General features: G+C 34.3%; 15 protein-coding genes. 7 read left to right on the top strand and 8 right to left on the bottom strand.

Annotated elements, in window-relative coordinates:
- Window positions 1-42 precede the first annotated feature (42 nt).
- On the bottom strand, window positions 43-417 hold the full coding sequence (gene rpsL / locus ABXQ82_RS04480; protein ID WP_042245171.1) for a 30S ribosomal protein S12: 375 nt from the start codon (window positions 415-417) through the stop codon (window positions 43-45).
- Between the two features lie 281 nt (window positions 418-698).
- On the opposite strand from rpsL, the gene ABXQ82_RS04475 reads away from it, so the two are divergent.
- The 6 genes from ABXQ82_RS04475 (at window position 699) to rlmB (ending at window position 9,484) form a co-directional block, all read left to right on the top strand.
- Window positions 699-2,465, top strand: coding sequence for a POTRA domain-containing protein (locus tag ABXQ82_RS04475; RefSeq protein ID WP_367055491.1), 1,767 nt, complete (start codon window positions 699-701; stop codon window positions 2,463-2,465).
- Window positions 2,466-2,585: 120 nt separating this feature from the next.
- On the top strand, window positions 2,586-2,786 hold the full coding sequence (locus ABXQ82_RS04470) for a carboxypeptidase-like regulatory domain-containing protein (protein WP_367055488.1): 201 nt from the start codon (window positions 2,586-2,588) through the stop codon (window positions 2,784-2,786).
- A 262-nt stretch (window positions 2,787-3,048) separates the two neighbouring features.
- Window positions 3,049-6,216, top strand: coding sequence for a TonB-dependent receptor (locus tag ABXQ82_RS04465; RefSeq protein WP_367055485.1), 3,168 nt, complete (start codon window positions 3,049-3,051; stop codon window positions 6,214-6,216).
- A gap of 26 nt (window positions 6,217-6,242) precedes the next feature.
- Window positions 6,243-7,868: a RagB/SusD family nutrient uptake outer membrane protein gene (locus tag ABXQ82_RS04460; protein WP_367055482.1), complete on the top strand. Its 1,626-nt coding sequence runs from the start codon at window positions 6,243-6,245 to the stop codon at window positions 7,866-7,868.
- Window positions 7,869-7,902: 34 nt separating this feature from the next.
- Window positions 7,903-8,658 (top strand): hypothetical protein, encoded by a 756-nt coding sequence (locus tag ABXQ82_RS04455; RefSeq protein ID WP_367055479.1) that lies wholly within the window; start codon window positions 7,903-7,905, stop codon window positions 8,656-8,658.
- A gap of 79 nt (window positions 8,659-8,737) precedes the next feature.
- Window positions 8,738-9,484, top strand: a complete 747-nt coding sequence (gene rlmB, locus ABXQ82_RS04450) for a 23S rRNA (guanosine(2251)-2'-O)-methyltransferase RlmB (protein ID WP_367055472.1) — start codon at window positions 8,738-8,740, stop codon at window positions 9,482-9,484.
- A gap of 26 nt (window positions 9,485-9,510) precedes the next feature.
- Here rlmB and ABXQ82_RS04445 read toward each other — a convergent pair whose 3' ends face one another.
- Window positions 9,511-10,251 carry a rhomboid family intramembrane serine protease gene (locus ABXQ82_RS04445; protein WP_367055463.1) on the bottom strand — a complete coding sequence of 247 codons (741 nt, stop codon included), beginning with the start codon at window positions 10,249-10,251 and terminating at the stop codon, window positions 9,511-9,513.
- 253 nt (window positions 10,252-10,504) lie between these two features.
- On the opposite strand from ABXQ82_RS04445, the gene ABXQ82_RS04440 reads away from it, so the two are divergent.
- On the top strand, window positions 10,505-11,788 hold the full coding sequence (locus ABXQ82_RS04440; RefSeq protein ID WP_367055882.1) for a replication-associated recombination protein A: 1,284 nt from the start codon (window positions 10,505-10,507) through the stop codon (window positions 11,786-11,788).
- A gap of 137 nt (window positions 11,789-11,925) precedes the next feature.
- Here the strand turns inward: ABXQ82_RS04440 and ABXQ82_RS04435 are convergent, their stop codons facing one another.
- The 6 genes from ABXQ82_RS04435 to radC form a co-directional block, all read right to left on the bottom strand.
- Window positions 11,926-12,780: a hypothetical protein gene (locus ABXQ82_RS04435; RefSeq protein WP_367055460.1), complete on the bottom strand. Its 855-nt coding sequence runs from the start codon at window positions 12,778-12,780 to the stop codon at window positions 11,926-11,928.
- Window positions 12,781-12,847: 67 nt separating this feature from the next.
- Window positions 12,848-14,287: a DUF5723 family protein gene (locus ABXQ82_RS04430; protein ID WP_367055457.1), complete on the bottom strand. Its 1,440-nt coding sequence runs from the start codon at window positions 14,285-14,287 to the stop codon at window positions 12,848-12,850.
- Window positions 14,284-14,799, bottom strand: coding sequence for a hypothetical protein (locus ABXQ82_RS04425; protein ID WP_367055454.1), 516 nt, complete (start codon window positions 14,797-14,799; stop codon window positions 14,284-14,286). The genes ABXQ82_RS04430 and ABXQ82_RS04425 overlap by 4 nt, the downstream gene beginning before the upstream one ends.
- 75 nt (window positions 14,800-14,874) lie before the next feature.
- Complete coding sequence (locus ABXQ82_RS04420) at window positions 14,875-15,567, bottom strand: YjjG family noncanonical pyrimidine nucleotidase (RefSeq protein ID WP_367055451.1); 693 nt, start codon at window positions 15,565-15,567, stop codon at window positions 14,875-14,877.
- Window positions 15,554-16,858, bottom strand: coding sequence for a polysaccharide deacetylase family protein (locus ABXQ82_RS04415; RefSeq protein WP_367055448.1), 1,305 nt, complete (start codon window positions 16,856-16,858; stop codon window positions 15,554-15,556). Before ABXQ82_RS04415 ends, ABXQ82_RS04420 begins: the two co-directional genes overlap by 14 nt.
- A gap of 192 nt (window positions 16,859-17,050) precedes the next feature.
- Entirely contained in the window at window positions 17,051-17,749 is a 699-nt protein-coding gene (radC, locus tag ABXQ82_RS04410) for a DNA repair protein RadC (RefSeq protein WP_367055445.1), read from the bottom strand.
- Window positions 17,750-17,770 lie beyond the last annotated feature (21 nt).

Below are 17,770 nucleotides of genomic sequence, written 5' to 3'. Positions count from 1 at the left end.
ATACAACAGTTGCACCCATACTAGACGTAATAAATTACGTCTCTACTTTTTAGGGCGTTTTGCACCGTACTTAGATCTACGTTGCGTTCTTCCAGCAACACCTGCTGTATCTAACGCACCACGAACAACGTGGTATCTAACACCTGGCAAATCCTTTACCCTTCCACCTCTAACCAATACTATCGAGTGCTCTTGTAGATTGTGTCCCTCTCCACCAATGTATGCATTAACCTCGTTACCGTTTGTTAAACGAACCCTTGCTACCTTACGCATTGCTGAGTTAGGTTTTTTAGGTGTTGTTGTATAAACACGAGTACATACACCACGTCTTTGCGGACAAGAATCTAAAGCAGCCGATTTACTCTTCTTGGTTATTTTGGCTCTTCCTTTTCTTACTAATTGTGAAATTGTTGGCATATAAATTATAATATAAATTTAAAATCCTCTTATTAGAGGGCTGCAAAGGTAGAAATTAAAATCAATTATTCAAACCCTAGTTCATTAATTTTAAAGACTTTTTCAAATTAAATTTTTAGAGCATATTAAAAGTGTTCTTTTTCCGTTAGATTTACGTGGAAAATGACTGGAGACAGATGGTGGGTGAACAAGACGGATGACGGATGACAGATACAAAACGCTATTTCACATTAAAAATAGAGAAATTATAAGCAAAACAGCAATTTCTACCTCCCAAAAGAATGTCAATAGAAAACCTAAAACATACGAGAGCTATCGAGGAATTATTAAAATTAAAAACTTCATCTTATAACGTGCAAAAATCTTATTTTTTTGTCCTTATCATATATATCCTTTTTTCTTCGGAAATGTTTTGCCAAAACTTACATTTAAATGTAACTGGAAAAACAATTACTGAAACAGAAGTTATAGACTCGATAGGTTACGCAAAAAGTCATGAAAATTATTTATCTGTAAAAAATGAAATTGATTCTTTAAGAAAACAATTTAATACTATTGGGTATATTGAAAATAGATTGATTGGCATTAAAAAGAAAAACGATTCTGTTTTTACCGCAAATATTCATTTAAACAAGAAATTCAACACCATATATATATACTATAATAAATTTGATATAGATGAAACGCTCTTAAACTCAATATCAGAAGAAATACATGCCGATTATTTTACCATCAATATAAGTAATGCAGCAACTACCTTAAATTATTTAAATACCGAATTGGCAAACAACGGCTATCCTTTTTCAAAATTGAAACTATCGAATATTGAAAAAAAAGACAAAAACAACCTTAAAGCGAATTTGATAATTGTTTCAAACGCGGAAAAAAGAACTATTGATGATATTAAAATTGTTGGTTACGAGAAATTCCCTAAATCTTATTTAAAACATTATCTAAAGTTAAAAAAAAACCAAGTTTTTGATTTAGCCACCATTAAAGACAAAACCGAACAGCTCAACAATTTAAGGTTCGCAAATCAACTAAAACCGCCTGAGGTTTTATTTCAAAAAGACTCTACGTCCTTATATATATATGTAGAAAAATCTATGAGCAATACTTTTGACGGTTTTCTAGGCTTTGGCACCAATGACGAGACCAATAAATTAGAGTTTGATGGATTTTTAAATTTAAGATTGGTCAATAATTTAAATTTTGGAGAAACTTTTGGTCTGCTTTATAAAAGTGACGAAAACGACCAAGACACGTTTGATGCTAGCTTAACACTACCCTATTTATTTAGTTCGCCTATTGGTGTTGATTTAAGCCTAAGGATTTTTAAAAAAGACTCTTCTTTTACAACCATAGACCAAAAGGCGAAAATTAATTACCAAATAAATACATTACATAAAGTTTCTACGGGGATTTCCAGTGTTGAATCTAATAATTTACGTGCTTCAAATACGATGGTTTCACTTCAGGATTACAATTCAAATTATGTTACGGTGTCGTATGAATATCTAAAACCGCAATATGTTGATCTGCTTTTCCCTATAAAATCAAACTTCTATTTAGAAACCAATTTTGGAAATAGAAAAACGGATGAAAAAAAAACAAAACAATCACTCATTTCTTTAAGGGCATTTAACAGTTTCAACCTCAATAGAAAAAATAGTATTTACATCAATGCAGACGCTTCTAATCTAACTTCAAAAAATTATTTTGATAATGAACTATTAAGATTCGGAGGTATCAACTCCATAAGAGGTTTTGAAGAAAATAGTTTATTTGCTTCATTATTTGGCGTTCTTAATACAGAATACAGATATAGACTCAGCAATTCAATTTACTTACACTCCATAACCGATGTTGCTTATTTTGAGAATAAATCTGCTAATATTAAAGAAAAACTCTTCGGCTACGGGTTTGGGTTTGGTATTTTGACGAATTCTGGACTCTTAAAATTCAATTATGCCAATGGTAAAAATGAAAATCAGAAGTTTAAGCTTTCAAATTCTAAGATACACCTTAGTTTGACGGCAAATTTTTAGACATAGCTATCATTTTTGTAATATTTTTCTCTTTTTTTTATCAAAATTTTAACTATTATTTGTTGTTTAATAATCTTTTTTTTTAGAAATTTATATTGACTAATTCAAATAATTATTAAAATGAAAACAAAATTTAGTGTAATTCTAACGCTATTTTTAGCGTTTGTGGTGCAATTAAGTTCTGCACAGGAAAAGACGATTTCGGGTACGGTATCAGATGATTCTGGCTTACCACTTCCTGGAGCAACGGTCTTAGTTAAAGGCACCACTTCGGGTACATCTACAAATTTCGATGGAAATTATTCAATTATAGCCAATTAGCCAAATCGTTTCATCAATTCATATTCTAAATACGCCCAAGACCCCAGCGTTCAAAAGTATTATGCGCGCATAATTAAATGAGAATAAAATAAAAGAATTCATAAAATATTAAAAAAAAACAGAACTTTTATATGTCATTTAGCTTCTTTTTTGAGAAAAATGCAATCAATTTCAAACTAAAAAGTAAAATTTAACGAGAAATTGTTGTTTAATTAACTTTTTATTAGGATTTTTGGCATGACTAATTCAAATAATTATTAAAATGAAAACAAAGTTTAGTGGAATTCTAACGCTATTGTTAGCGTTTGTGGTGCAGCTTTCTTTTGCACAGGAAAAGACAATTTCAGGTACGGTAAGTGACCAAAGTGGTTTACCATTACCAGGAACAACTGTCTTAGTAAAAGGTACAACTAATGGTACCTCTACAGATTTCGATGGAAATTATTCAATCAAAGCAAATCAAGGGGCTACTCTTGTATATAGTTTTGTTGGGTATACTTCTCAGCAAGTAACGGTGGGTAGTTCAAACACTATTAATGTTACCATGAAAGAAGACGCAGCAGCACTTGAGGAAGTTGTAGTTGTTGCTTATGGTACTACAACCAAGGAGGCTTTTACTGGGTCTGCAAGTGTTATCAGTTCTGACGACCTTGCCTTAAGACCTGCTACCTCTCCTATTGCTGCTATAGAGGGTAAAACTACAGGTGTTCAATTTGTTGCGGCTAACGGAGCTCCGGGTTCTTCCCCAGGTATTGTTATTAGAGGGGTTGGAACACTTAACGGTTCTACAGATCCTCTTTTCATTGTTGATGGTGTGCAATTTGAAGGTGCTTTATCATTGTTGAATCAAGATGATATCGAGTCAATGACCGTATTAAAAGATGCTGCCTCAACCTCTCTATATGGTAATAGAGCTGCAAATGGTGTTATCATTATTACTACTAAGTCTGGAAAAAAAGGAGCGCTTAGGGTTAACGCAAGAAGTCAGTATGGCCTTATAGATAACGCGATTCCTAATTACAAAACTGTAAATCCAAAACAGTACTATGAATTAATGTGGGAAGGCTACAAAAACACACTAAGCGGTCCAAATGCAGCAGCTGAGGCATCTGCCACTATTTATAACCGACTTGGATACAATCCATTTAATGTCCCTAACGATCAAATTGTTGATACAAATGGTAATATTAATCCTAATGCACAGTTTATTTATCAAACAACAGATTGGAGAGATTTCATTGAAAGAACAGGTACTAGAACTAATCATTCATTTAACGTAGCTGGTGGTGGTGAAAACCATAATATATTCTTTTCTACATCATATCTTGGTGAGGATGGTTACGTGATTGAAAGTAAGTTTGACCGTGTTACAACAAGATTGAATGCTGAGTTCCAAATTACAGACTGGTTAGAGGTTGGTGGTAACGCTAATTTTGTAACTTCAAAGTCTGATGGACCTGCTAGTACTGGGACAAATAGTATTGTTAATGTTTTTGCTTGGGCTAGAGATTTAGCACCAATTTATCCAGTTAATCAATTGGATGCTAATGGAAATTTTGTGTTAGATCCATCTGGACAAAGACAATGGGATTTTGGTACTGGTAATTTAGATTTCAATCAATTATCTAGACCATATAATCCAGATAGGCACGGTATTGCTGAATTGATACTCAACGAAGATATTGTTAAGCAAAATAATTATGGCTTTAGAAATTTTGCTAATATGCAAATTATTGATGGTTTAAAATTAAAATTAGATTATAGTTTACAAGTTCAGGATTACATAGAGAAAAACTACGAAAACAACATTGTTGGTGATGGGGCTCCTGGTGGAAGATACCAGGAGGAACGTTCTAGAAGAACTGTTGAAAACTTCAATCAAATTATTACTTACAACAAGTCATTTAATGATGTTCATAATTTTGATGTTACGCTAGGTCACGAAAATTTAGCTCGTAATTATTCAGAATTAAATGGTATTGCAGATACGCAAACCGCTACTGGTATTTCTGAGTTTGACAATTTTGCCTCTGGAGATAATGTTGGTGGTTTTAGCACAGATTACAGACTAGAAGGCTATTTTGCCAGATTAAATTACAATTTTGACAATAAATATTATTTGAGTGGTTCTATAAGAAGGGATGGTACATCTGTTTTTAGTACTGATGTACGCTGGGGTAATTTCTATTCTTTTGGTGCATCATGGCGTATTGACCAAGAAAGCTTTATGGAAAATGTTTCATTCATCAATAGATTAAAATTAAGAGGGTCTTATGGTGAAGTTGGTAATGACAATTTATTTGTAGATGCTAGTGCCACAACACCAGTACGGAACTTTTACATATCGCAGGCTCTATATACCATACACCCTAATGCTGGTGCTCCTGGTATAGTTTGGACCAGTACAGGTAATACACTATTAACATGGGAAAATCAAGTAAGTTGGGATCTTGCACTAGAATTCGGTTTATTCAACAACGTTATTGATGGTACTGTAGAATATTTTAACAAATCTACAAATGGGTTGCTCTTCAATGTACCAATCCCTCTATCTGAAGGTTTAAACGAAGCACCAGCAAATATTGGTGATATGGCTAACTCTGGTTTTGAAGTCTCATTGAATGCAAATATCGTTAATAATGCTAATTTTAAATGGAATTTAGGCGTACAAGCAACTGCACTTACCAATGAAATTACTAAATTATCAGAACCATCAGATTTTGGAACTAAGCGTTGGGAAGAAGGCCGTTCTAGGTATGATTTTTACATCTACCATTATGCTGGTGTAGATGCTGGAAATGGTGATGCGTTATATTATATGTGGGAAGATGGCATAGATGAGCTTGAAGGACAAAGAGTTCCTGTTCTAAATGCCAATGGTACACAAGCTACTACTAACGACTTTCAAGAAGCTGGAGAAGCTTTTGCAAACGAGAGTAGTTTACCAGACCTTATAGGTTCTGTATCTAACTCTTTTACCTACAAAAATGTTTCCTTAGACTTCTTATTTGTTTATGGTATTGGAGGTAAAGTTTTAGATAGAGGTTATGCAACATTGATGCACGAAGGTGATTATGGCACAAATTTACATGTTGATGCATTAAATGCATGGCGTGCCCCTGGAGACATAACTAATGTACCTAGACTTGAAAACGGAAACCCGAATCAAACAGTACAAAATTCAACTAGATTCTTAACTGATGCTTCATATTTGGCACTAAGGAACGTAAATATATCTTATAATTTTAATGATAAAATTTCAGATAAAATTGGCGTTTCTAATTTAAGTTTATTTGTGTCTGCTGAAAACTTAGCACTATTCTCTAAGAGAAAAGGAATGAATCCTCAGTACGGATTGTCAGGAGTTCAGGACGGTGACGATTTTAATCCTGGAAGAGTTATTTCCATAGGAGCAAATGTATCTTTTTAAAAAAATTGAAATAAAAAATAAAAATTATGTTACAAAAATTCAACAAATTAATTGTCGTGCTATTACTGGCAGCCTTTACGGTTACCAGTTGTGCAGAAGATTTTCTTGAGACAACACCTACAGACGCGATTTCAGAAACAGATGCTTTTGCAAGTCCAGACAATATGTTTTTGGTGTTAAATGGAATGCATAGGAATATGTATGGCCATGGAGATGTATTACCAGGAGGTTCATTCCAAAGAACGGGAGAAAGCCATTACTTGCCATCACTAGATGCTATTGGAGGCAATATAATTCACTCTTCGCCTGGAAATGGATGGATGAGAGCCGATTTACAATGGCTGATGCATACTAACGCGAATGCTACAACTGTAAGAAACCACTGGTACCAACGCTATAATCATATAGCAGCTGCAAATAACTTGATTAACAAAGTTGACGAAGGTGGGTATGCTAAAGCAGATCCTCAAATAGCAAATATTTTGGGACAAGCTTATGCTTACAGAGCTTGGGCGTATTGGAGATTAGTTACTACCTACGCTAAAGGTTATTTAATAGGCAACCCTAGTACTGACCCAGGTGTTCCACTTTTATTAAATGCTGGTGCTCCATATACGAGTACTGGAAGAGGTACTGTACAAGAAGTTTACGACCAAATACAGAGTGATATCAACGCCTCTTTTGTGCATTACGCAAACGCTTCTAGTCCTGCCAATAAGTCTCATATATCTGCAAATGCTGCCCATGGTATCAATGCCAGGATAGCATTATCTAAAGGAGACTGGTCAACCGCCGCAACAGAAGCTGCATTGGCTAGAGCTGGGTACCCATTAATGGATGAATCAAAATGGTTATCAGGGTTTAATGATGTTGAAGGTAATGATGAAGTAATCTGGGGCGCTACCATGATTCAATCTGAAACCAACTTCTTTGCGTCATACTTTTATTACGTGTCTCCTACATTTAACGGTAGTCAAAATAGAACAAACCCAAAAATTATAAGTAAAACATTATACGATGCGATTCCTGATACAGACTTTCGTACAAAAGCATGGTTACCTGATGCTCCAAATACGTATTCGTCTGCTGCCAATGATCTTGGTGGAGACTGGGAAGCACAAGGTTATGCTAGTGAAGATGAATTTGATGAGGCCAAAGCAGCAGTTATTAGTGAATATGGTATGACAAGTGGTCATAATACACATCCATATATGAACGTAAAATTTCTGCAATCAAATCCTGGGACTATTGAGGTTGATGATTTAATTTTTATGCGTGCTTCAGAAATGTATTTGATTGAGGCAGAAGCTAGGGCTATGATGACTGATATTACAGGAGCGCAAACTGTATTGCAAGAGTTTGGAAGTGCAAGAGATTCTAGTTACGATTCTAGTATATATGGTTCAAAAGAGGCTTTGATGGCTCACATTAAATGGCAAAGAAGAGTTGAATTACATGGAGAAGGTTTTAGTTACCATGACCAAATTAGATGGGATGAAGGTATTGACCAATCAGATTCTGGAGCTTCTTTCAACTTATACAGAGATGGCTTTATGGTAGATAGACCTAGTATAAACGATGCTTGGGTGTGGAAGATTCCTCAGGATGAGATTAACGCAAATCCAAACATAAACGAGGCTGACCAAAATTAATCGGTCAATGTTTAATTAACAATACTATAAAATTATGAAAAAAACAATAAATATCTTTTTGATATTATTCTCAGTTATACTTTTGCAAAATTGTGATGATGAACAATTTGAGCCTACTTTGAATTATATATCATTTGACGAAAGTAATTATCAATCATCAATAGATCCTGGAAGTACAACTACCAAAGAGATTAATGTTTACACTACTACAGTTTTTGGTTCAGATAGGGCAATAAACTTAAGCGTAGATGAAGACAATACTTCTGCTAATGTAAATTCTTATACATTTCCAGCATCCGTAACAGTACCTGCCAATACTAACCGAGGGACTTTTACTATAGAATTAGCTGATATTAATCTAGATTGCTCTAATGATTTAGCTTTCAAGTTAATGCCTCCAGAAGGAATTGCTCAAGGCAACCCTGCAACGTTAACTTACTATCAAAAGCCTAGTAGTAGTTGTGCCTCAGAACTCAATGGTTCTCTCGATTTTGTTTTTGACGCTTATGCGAGTGAAATATCATATGAATTACGTGATGTTGAAGGAAATGTGGTTATTTCTGGTCCAGATTCTGCATTTGCTGATGGAGATGTTTCCACTAACATTCCTATCACTTTATGCGAAGGAAGATGCTATAGCTTAGTAGTAATGGATTCTTTCGGTGATGGTTTAGCAGCGCCTGGGGCTTTTACATTAACTATTAATGGTAAAGATTATGTTGAATATGTCTTCGATGCTGACGATGGAAATTTTGGAGATTCTTCATCAACCATATTTCAAGTATTATAAATTTGGCACAATCTAAATTAGTTATAAAAAAAGAGGTTAATCTAGCTAGATTAACCTCTTTTTTTATAACCTTTACCCCATGCAAGACCAAACCCAAATATTCGGTATTAGAGCCATTATAGAAGCCATAAACTCAGGAGAAACTATGGATAAAGTGTTTCTTCAAAAAGGACTTAAAGGTGAACTTTTCTCAGAACTAGAATCTGTTTTGAGAAAAAATTCGATTAACTCTTCATATGTTCCTGTTGAAAAATTGAATCGCTTAACAAAAGGCAATCATCAAGGAGCCGTAGCTCAAATATCTCCTATTGCCTTTCACGACATGGAAACTTTGATTTTAAATGTTATGGAATCTGGGAAAACACCACTTTTCCTTTTACTAGATCAACTAAGTGATGTCCGTAATTTTGGTGCTATTATTAGAACCGCCGAATGTACGGGTGTTGATGGTATTATTATCCAGAAAAAAGGTGGAGCTCCTGTAAATGGCGATACCATTAAAACAAGTGCTGGCGCTGTATTTAAAATACCTATCTGTAAAGTGGACCATATTAAAGATGCTGTATTTTACATGCAAGCTTCAGGCATAAAAGTAATTGCTGCTACCGAAAAGACAGATAACACATTATACGATGTTTCGTTTGCAGCACCTTGCGCTATTATTATGGGATCTGAAGGCAGGGGCATTAATCCTTCTACATTAAAAGTTGTAGATGAAAAGGCTAAATTACCTTTATTGGGAGACATTGAATCTTTAAATGTATCTGTAGCCTGTGGTGCTTTTTTATATGAAGTCGTGAGGCAAAGACTGGGGATTAACGATTGATGAACAACGATTAACGAATTTGGAATTTAGTTTTCCAAATTTGATTTTTTTTCTTCCCTATAGGTATAGTTTATTGAAGGTTGCTCCTCCTCTATTTCTGGAGTTTTAGTTTCTATGAAGTTTCCGTTTTCATCAAAATGCTTTAAAAAGGGGTCATCGGCTTCATTGTAATTTTCTTGTTCCCAGGCAAACCTTTTGGGTTTTGCTATTTGCTTTCTAAAAATTAATGCAAATAACAACCCTGTTATCAATCCGGATAAATGCCCTTCCCAAGAAATACCTTTTTCAATGGGCATGGTGTACCAAATCATGCTTCCGTACAGAAATATTACGAGTAGAGACAACGCGATTAATCTGTAATGCTTAGCGAATACACCTTTAAAAAAAGTGAAGCTTACCAAAACATATATGAGTCCGCTCGCTCCAATATGATATGATGGTCTGCCAATGCACCAGGTCAAAAAACCAGAAATTAAAATACCGAAAAAAAGTACTTTCCAAGCTATAGGTTTATAGAAATAGAAAAGCGCCATGGATAATACAAATAACGGAATGCTATTATGATAGATATGCTGAATATCGCCATGAATAAACGGACTGAACACAATACCCCTAAGTCCTTTTAAGGTTTGTGGATAGACGCCAAATTTTGAAAAATTAAACCCAAAACGTACCTCGAACCAAAATACTAGCCAAATTATTAGCAGAAATAGTATTGGATACCCAATGACTCCTGTTGAATATTTAAAGTGTTCTTGCGATTTCATCTGAACTAAATATAGCAAATAGTTAACCATTTTTGGTTTCGTGCTAAATTGGCAGGTAGGTGTGTGAGGACTGCCTGCCGCAGGCAGGGATTGCAGAGAAACATTTATGTTCATGAATTCAAAAATTTAAAATAGAAATACATGAATAAAAGCCCGACGCAGACCTTAGGAGGGGCACACCCAAACTATAAAAATTGAGATTTCCATCTTCATGGAAATGAAAAAAGTGAAAATTTTACTTAATTTTACATTTATGAATGCCAATGCCCCCTTAGCAGAACGATTGCGACCGAAATCCTTGAACGACTATGTGAGTCAATCGCATTTGGTTGGGGAAAATGGCGCATTAACGCAACAGTTAAAATTGGGGTTAATAGCTTCGATGATATTTTGGGGACCTCCTGGAACTGGAAAAACAACATTGGCGAACATTATTGCTTCAGAATCTGGCAGACCGTTTTATACTTTAAGCGCCATAAATTCTGGGGTTAAGGACATAAGAGATGTTATAGATAAAGCAAAACAAAGTGGTGGTTTGTTTACTACAAAAAACCCAATTTTGTTTATTGACGAAATACATCGATTTAGCAAATCGCAACAAGATTCGCTGTTACAGGCTGTTGAAAAAGGGTGGATTACATTGATTGGTGCAACTACCGAAAACCCGAGTTTCGAGGTTATTCCCGCGCTTTTATCACGTTGTCAGGTTTATGTTTTGAATGCTTTTTCTAAAAAAGATTTAGAGACCCTTTTAACGCGAGCCATTGAGAAGGACGACATTATATCTAAAAAAAACGTAACGCTTAAAGAGACTGATGCGCTGTTACGACTTTCCGGTGGCGATGCGCGAAAATTGTTGAATATTTTTGAGTTACTCGTTAATTCTACAACGGAAGACAAAATTGCAGTTACCAACGACTTTGTTTTAGATAAAGTACAAAACAACACGGTTCGCTACGATAAAACTGGCGAACAGCACTATGATATTATTTCGGCATTTATAAAATCGATTAGGGGTAGCGACCCAAATGGTGCGGTATATTGGTTGGCCAGAATGATTGAAGGTGGCGAGGATGTGAAGTTTATTGCGAGACGCTTATTAATTTCTGCAAGTGAAGATATTGGTAATGCAAATCCAACGGCTTTGGTAATTGCAAACAATACGTTTCAGGCGGTTTCTACCATTGGTTTTCCAGAATCTAGAATTATATTGAGCCAATGCGCCACGTATTTAGCGTGTTCGCCAAAAAGCAATGCGGCTTATTCGGCTATTAATAGTGCGCAACAATTGGTAAAGGAAACTGGCGATTTGTCGGTGCCATTAGAAATTAGAAACGCGCCGACTAAACTTATGAAGGAGTTGGGTTATGGCGATAATTATAAATATGCCCACAATTACGAGAATAATTTTGCACCACAAGAGTTTCTTCCAGATGACATTAAAGGCACAAAACTGTACGACCCAAGTAACAATGCTCGTGAAAATACACAACGTGATTTTTTAAAACTGCGCTGGAAGGATAAATATGGGTATTGATGGAGTTCGTTAGGAGTTAGGAGTTAGGAGTTAGGAGTTAGGAGTTAGGAGTTAGGAGTTAGGAGTTAGGAGTTAGGAGTTAGGAGTTAGGAGTTAGGAGTTAGGAGTTAGGAGTTAGGAGTTAGGAGTTAGGAAAATTAAAACTTAATATTTAACTCTTCGAGTTTTTTAGTATTGTTATCATAATACTCTAAAAACCAAATATCTCCGTTTTTGTAAATTAATGCACTTTTATCTTCAACTAAAAACACATCTTTTAAACCTGTGTTTTTAATTCTGAATACCACTTTTGGAGCGCTATCAACTAGCTGAAACCCGTTTTCTATGGCTTGAGCGTACAACACACCAGAAGATACAATTGCAACTTCTGCCACAGCCGTTTTAACTTTTCTAACCGGTACTGATTTTACGTCTTTTACAACCACAGGCTCTTTAACTTGAGCTACTTCCTTTTGTTTTTTAAGCGATTGTATCTCTTCTTTTAACTTCTCAATTTCTTGAGATGTTTCATTTTTGGCCTCTCCAACTTTTTGAGTTGTAATTACCATTATTTCGCTAGGTTCGTACTTATAGTTAAGGGTTTCAAAAGATTCAAAGGCTTGTCGTAAGGCAATATTGTACGCTGTTTTGTAATCTTTTTCCCTGCTTTCTCCAACTTGTGAGGTATATACTATTCTATCGTTACAATCTTTTAATTGCACATTAAGTTTGGTTTTAAACATTCCTGATTCCTTAAACACATCAGATCTCAACGCCAAACACCTATTAACCTGTAAATCTTCTGGATAATCACCACCCTCCATTAGTGCAGTAAATCCATATTTATTGAATAAAAACTGAGCTAACTCATTTAAGCGATGCTCGTTTTCGCTCTTTAAAAAATCAAATTTTTTGGGAACTATGACGTATTTGTAATTATTTAGATTTGTTTGGGCAAAAACACTAGAAACGATAAAAAAGGCTATTAGAGCAGTAAAAATATTAGTTTTCATCTGTATATTTTATTGTTTTTAAGTTGTTAGATGCAACCTATATGAGAAAAATAATCATTCACTTATGTTAATGATTATTTTTAATCATGCCGGTTTCATTTTTAAAAATATAATTTAATCCTAATTGTAAAGATACACTTTGTGCATCATAAATGTTTTTATATTGCAAAAAATTATCCGCCATAATGTACATGTTTACACTTCCAATGTGAGCAGATATTCCAAATCCGATATTATTAAAAGAATAAGAATCTATGGTGTAAGTTGCCTTGGCCCGCAACCCTTTAAATAGGCGTCTGTAATAATATGCGGTTAATGCCAATTGCGGTCCTTTGGGTCTGTTTATGGCATATAACTGTCCCCCTACTGCGTTAAGGTATCCTCCTTCGTCAAATAAACAATCGCAGTCTTTGCTTTTTTTCTTACCAAACGCATAGTTTAATGATGCATTAAATTTTGCAGGACGCCATGTGGTATATTTTGCGGTTGTTGTATCTAAAGTAAAAAGTTCTTCAAATTCTTCTTCAATTTCGCTCCAATATTCATCGGCTGTTTGATTGCCATTGGATTCTGGAAAAATAGGATCTACACCTTCAAAAACAAAATTATCTTTCAATTCGTAATTTTCAATATCTTTTGTGTGCCTTATAAAGCCCACATCTATTAAACTCGCATCAAAAGTCCATTGGTCCGTAATTTGATATGTGATTCCTAAATCTATACCTAAACCAAGGTTTCCACCAAATAAAACACGTTTACGAAGTGTTTTTATATCGTCATCAAAATCTGAATTATCATCATTTATTAAACTGGTTATTCCAGAGGTTCGTGCGCTTAAATTCAAATCAAAAATATGTTGATAAATATTATTTCCGCCGCGAACAGTCGTAAAACGACCTTCGTTTTTAGTTGCATTAATATTGGCAATACTCGAGTAAATCTTTCCACGAAAACCGTAGGTAAACTTAGAATTCACCTTTTTATTATAACCCACATGAAAAACAGAGATGAGGTCGGTATTAAAATTTAAATGATCTAATTTGAAAGGTCTGCCAATATTTCCCTGATTACCTTCCAATGCCAAAATAGCATAATCCTTGGGAAAATATCCAATAAAATCCAGCTCCTGATACAAACCAAAACTTAAATACTCATTTTGTTCATATGTTTTTCCAAACCTAAAACCTCCAGAAAAGAGTTCTAGCTGCTGTGTAACGGTCATAAAATCGTTAGGCTTTAAATTAGTTACGGCAAGCCTTACTTTCGCATTAAAATGTACACCATCATCAGCAAACACATCATAGGCAGAGATACCCGATGAACCTGCGTTAACATGAAAATGAGATAGCAATGGTATTCCGAAATAGCCCTTATTATTTACTTTCCCACCAGGGTTCAACATTAATGATTGTGGTATTTCTGAAAACCCATACAGGATTTGCTTGTTTTGAGAAAAGCACATCCCAACCATGAAGACTATAAAAAACGGTAATTGCCTTAAACTCATTCCCCTAAACTTAAATGAAATATCCCTTTAGATTTTAAATCTATTTCTCCTGGGGAATTTTGATTAATTGGCGCTCCTGGAAGCATTTCCAAAGTGAATACCAATATTCTAGATTGCTTTATATTCGCTAGAGTAGCACCTTCAAAAACTTCGGAATGTTCTGAGGCAACAACTTCATTATTTGGAGAAGCAGGCGAATTTATACTAAACGATTCCAACAATGCACCACCAACATCCAAAAAATCCAATTGTAAACTATAAGCCCTATTGATAGAGTTTTTGGTTTCAAATACAAACTCCGCTCTTACCAAATTGTCTTGAACAAAACCATTGTTGAAAACATCGATAAAAACAAAATCTTGAGCAACATTTTCTTCTTGTCCGCCTACAAAAAAATCTCCAGCAGTAGCGTTATAAAAAATGATGCTGGTTTCCATGACCGGCAATAACGTTAAATCGTCCAGTTGGTTAAAATCAACTGGTTTCGCGCACCCAAAGAATAATGTGAGCATTATACCAAAACTTAAGTATTTCAATCTATTTTGAATCATATCTTATAAAACGTACTGATTTAAGTTGTTATTGCTTTATAGCAATTGCTTGAGCTGAATTAAGCTGGATATCTTTTTTACAGAAGCACTTATTTCAGATGGCTTCGGATTGTAAAAAATGGCATCCATCCCAATATTTAAAGCACCTTCAACATCTGCCTCAAGGCTATCTCCAATCATAATACTATTTTTAGCCCGAACATTGGCTTGACGTAAGGCGAATTCAAAAATTTTAGGATTTGGTTTTTTAACACCAGCAATTTCAGAATTAGTTATGGTATTAAAATAATGAATGATATTAGAATTATCCATTTTTTCATATTGAACCTTATCATAGCCATTAGTGATAATGTGCAATTTATATTTTGGTTTCAAATACTCCAGAACATGGATAGCATCTTTTATTACATAGTTAAACGTAGATAAATATTTTATATAATCTTCAGAAATTTGATGTATTACCTCAAGCTCCATTGAAATATTTAAACCTTGAAATGTTTCATTTAGCCTAGCGAACCTTAAGTCTTCTTTTTTTATTTTTTCTTCGCGATATAGTTTCCAATACTTAAAATTAATCGGGATATATTGCTCCAAAAAATCATTCAAGTTAACCTCAACATTATTAAGCTTAAAAATTTTATTAAAAGTTAAGGCTGAGTTTTTTTCAAAATCCCAAAGTGTATGGTCCAAATCGAAAAACACATCAGTTATCCCGTTATTGCCCTTCATCTGTTGAATCTAAAATCATATTAAAAAGCTCTTTGAATCCTTTCCAACGAGAATCGCTACTAAATGTATAGTTATGAAATACCGGAACAAACGTTCCATCAACCTCCTTAATTTCATTTATTATAGTATTTATTACTTTCTTTTTATCTAATAATGATACTGTTTTTAACAATGCAAAATCCATCAAATGAAACGGACAAATTTTTAATGGTGTTTGCACTTCGTAATCTAAATCATAAAACAAAAAAGGTGTGCACGACCCTGCCCTAAAACCTATATGGTCCACATAGCCCATTGTATAATCTTCTTTTATTTCTAATTGCACCATATTCCTATAAGATTCAGGTAAGTTAAATTTTGAAAAAGAATAGCGAGATGCCTTTAATGAGGTATTAATCACCTCCTCCATTTGGCGTTTTTCCTGCTTTAAAAGTTCAACATTGTTTACCGAAAAATAGGATGCTTTGAGTCCTAGATTACAATAATCCCCTACGTGTTTTATCAAAGACACAAACCCTCTTTTATTGATATTAATACCTTTATCGAATGTTGAATAAGAGCCAATAAAAAAGAACACCAAAAATTTAGAGTTAGTGTGTTTCTGTCTGTTTATAATATATTTAAATGTATCATACGGATCGTGTTTCAGCCCAAAAAGCACAATAAACCTGCTGTACAATTGCTTTAGTCTTAACCTGAAAAAATCCATAGCTAAACCACCTAAAGTTCGCATAACGCCCTTTAATTTAAATGCATACGGACTTGGAATATCTATTACTGGCTGGATGCTGTAACTTCTTTTAGGAAATATAAAATCGGGAAATTGTTTCTGTAAAGCATCCCTAAATTTATAGGCCCAAATATCGACTACTGGTTGGTTCAAAAACCCATATTTAAAACCCAAACTTTCGGTTGCCAAAAACCTTCCGTAGTCGTCTTTTACCTGTGGCAAATATTCTTCATATCTAGACAACATGTAAAATGAAGCGGCAAAAACATCAAAAGGCATTGCACTTTTTTCGCCATTAAAAAAAAAACATTTAGTATGTCCCCATTTTAGAACGTTAATTTCAACATCAGATAAACCTTGTTCAAACAGTATCTGATGGCTTTTTATAAAAAATTCGTTACCTAAATGTTGTTTGGTGTACGACATTTTTAAACTATCGTGTGCAATAAACTCTTCAATTTTGGTAGTAAACCCTACTTTAATACCCAATACGCGTGTGCAGATATGCTTGAAAACATATTTTAATCTTGGCGATATTTTATGGGTATATACTAATAACATAGCTTTAGTTGGCAGTATTCAGTCTGCAGTATTTAATCATCGGTTAAAAATATTTTTTAAAGTAGTGATTCATCTGCAAAACTAAAAATTCCAAATCCCAAATTCCAAATTCCAAATTCCAAATTCCAATATAGAAATTCCAAATTCCAATATGCAACGTTTTGGAATTTAGTTTTTGTTTTTTTGGAATTTTCACAGTAGTGACTCATCTGCAAAACTAAAGTATGCTTTTTCTGTTATAATAAGATGATCTAAAACCTTAATATCTAAACTATGGGCTGCTGTTTTTAATTTTTGGGTAATTTGTTTATCGGCTTCACTAGGTTTTAAAGTACCTGACGGATGGTTGTGTACCAAAATTAACCCAACCGCACCAACTTCTAAAGCATTTTTTAAAACCAACCTTACATCTACCAAAGTTCCGGTAATACCACCTTTGCTTAATTGATTTTTTTGAATGACTTTATTGGAATTGTTCAAATAGATAATCCAGAATTCTTCATGCTCCAACTCTCCAATTACAGGTTGCATCAATTCAAAAACGGAGGTGCTTGAGGTAATTTTTTTCTTTTCTAAAGCGGCTTCCCCCCTTCTTCTTCTGCCTAATTCCAATGCTGCAATAATGGTAATGGCTTTAGCTTCTCCAATGCCTTTAAATTCCATCAATTGATTTATGGACAGCTTCCCTAATTCACTTAAATTATTATCAACGCTCGCAAAAATACGTTTGCATAATGCCACAGCACTTTCGTTTCTATTCCCTGAGCCTATTAGAATAGCCACCAATTCTGCATCGCTTAAAGCAGCTTTACCTTTATATAAAAGCTTCTCACGGGGTTGGTCGTCTTGACTCCAATTTTTTATTGAAAACGAAGTAGGTTTTTCTTGCATTGGCTAAAGATAAATATTGTA

This window comes from Algibacter sp. 2305UL17-15 (assembly GCF_040720935.1).
Taxonomy (GTDB): Bacteria; Bacteroidota; Bacteroidia; order Flavobacteriales; family Flavobacteriaceae; genus Jejuia.
The sequence above is the reverse complement of the archived record's forward strand: the minus strand, read 5'-3'. Positions and strand labels throughout refer to the sequence as shown.

What these genes read in the sequence shown, in the direction of transcription:
- rlmB (WP_367055472.1), top strand. Translation starts at nt 8,738, where the DNA reads ATGCAAGACCAAACCCAAATATTCGGTATTAGAGCCATTATAGAAGCC.
- radC (WP_367055445.1), bottom strand. Translation starts at nt 17,749, where the DNA reads ATGCAAGAAAAACCTACTTCGTTTTCAATAAAAAATTGGAGTCAAGAC.
- ABXQ82_RS04420 (WP_367055451.1), bottom strand. Translation starts at nt 15,567, where the DNA reads ATGAAGGGCAATAACGGGATAACTGATGTGTTTTTCGATTTGGACCAT.
- ABXQ82_RS04465 (WP_367055485.1), top strand. Translation starts at nt 3,049, where the DNA reads ATGAAAACAAAGTTTAGTGGAATTCTAACGCTATTGTTAGCGTTTGTG.
- rpsL (WP_042245171.1), bottom strand. Translation starts at nt 417, where the DNA reads ATGCCAACAATTTCACAATTAGTAAGAAAAGGAAGAGCCAAAATAACC.
- ABXQ82_RS04460 (WP_367055482.1), top strand. Translation starts at nt 6,243, where the DNA reads ATGTTACAAAAATTCAACAAATTAATTGTCGTGCTATTACTGGCAGCC.
- ABXQ82_RS04455 (WP_367055479.1), top strand. Translation starts at nt 7,903, where the DNA reads ATGAAAAAAACAATAAATATCTTTTTGATATTATTCTCAGTTATACTT.
- ABXQ82_RS04430 (WP_367055457.1), bottom strand. Translation starts at nt 14,287, where the DNA reads ATGAGTTTAAGGCAATTACCGTTTTTTATAGTCTTCATGGTTGGGATG.
- ABXQ82_RS04475 (WP_367055491.1), top strand. Translation starts at nt 699, where the DNA reads ATGTCAATAGAAAACCTAAAACATACGAGAGCTATCGAGGAATTATTA.
- ABXQ82_RS04425 (WP_367055454.1), bottom strand. Translation starts at nt 14,799, where the DNA reads ATGCTCACATTATTCTTTGGGTGCGCGAAACCAGTTGATTTTAACCAA.
- ABXQ82_RS04445 (WP_367055463.1), bottom strand. Translation starts at nt 10,251, where the DNA reads ATGAAATCGCAAGAACACTTTAAATATTCAACAGGAGTCATTGGGTAT.
- ABXQ82_RS04440 (WP_367055882.1), top strand. Translation starts at nt 10,505, where the DNA reads ATGAATGCCAATGCCCCCTTAGCAGAACGATTGCGACCGAAATCCTTG.
- ABXQ82_RS04470 (WP_367055488.1), top strand. Translation starts at nt 2,586, where the DNA reads ATGAAAACAAAATTTAGTGTAATTCTAACGCTATTTTTAGCGTTTGTG.
- ABXQ82_RS04415 (WP_367055448.1), bottom strand. Translation starts at nt 16,858, where the DNA reads ATGTTATTAGTATATACCCATAAAATATCGCCAAGATTAAAATATGTT.
- ABXQ82_RS04435 (WP_367055460.1), bottom strand. Translation starts at nt 12,780, where the DNA reads ATGAAAACTAATATTTTTACTGCTCTAATAGCCTTTTTTATCGTTTCT.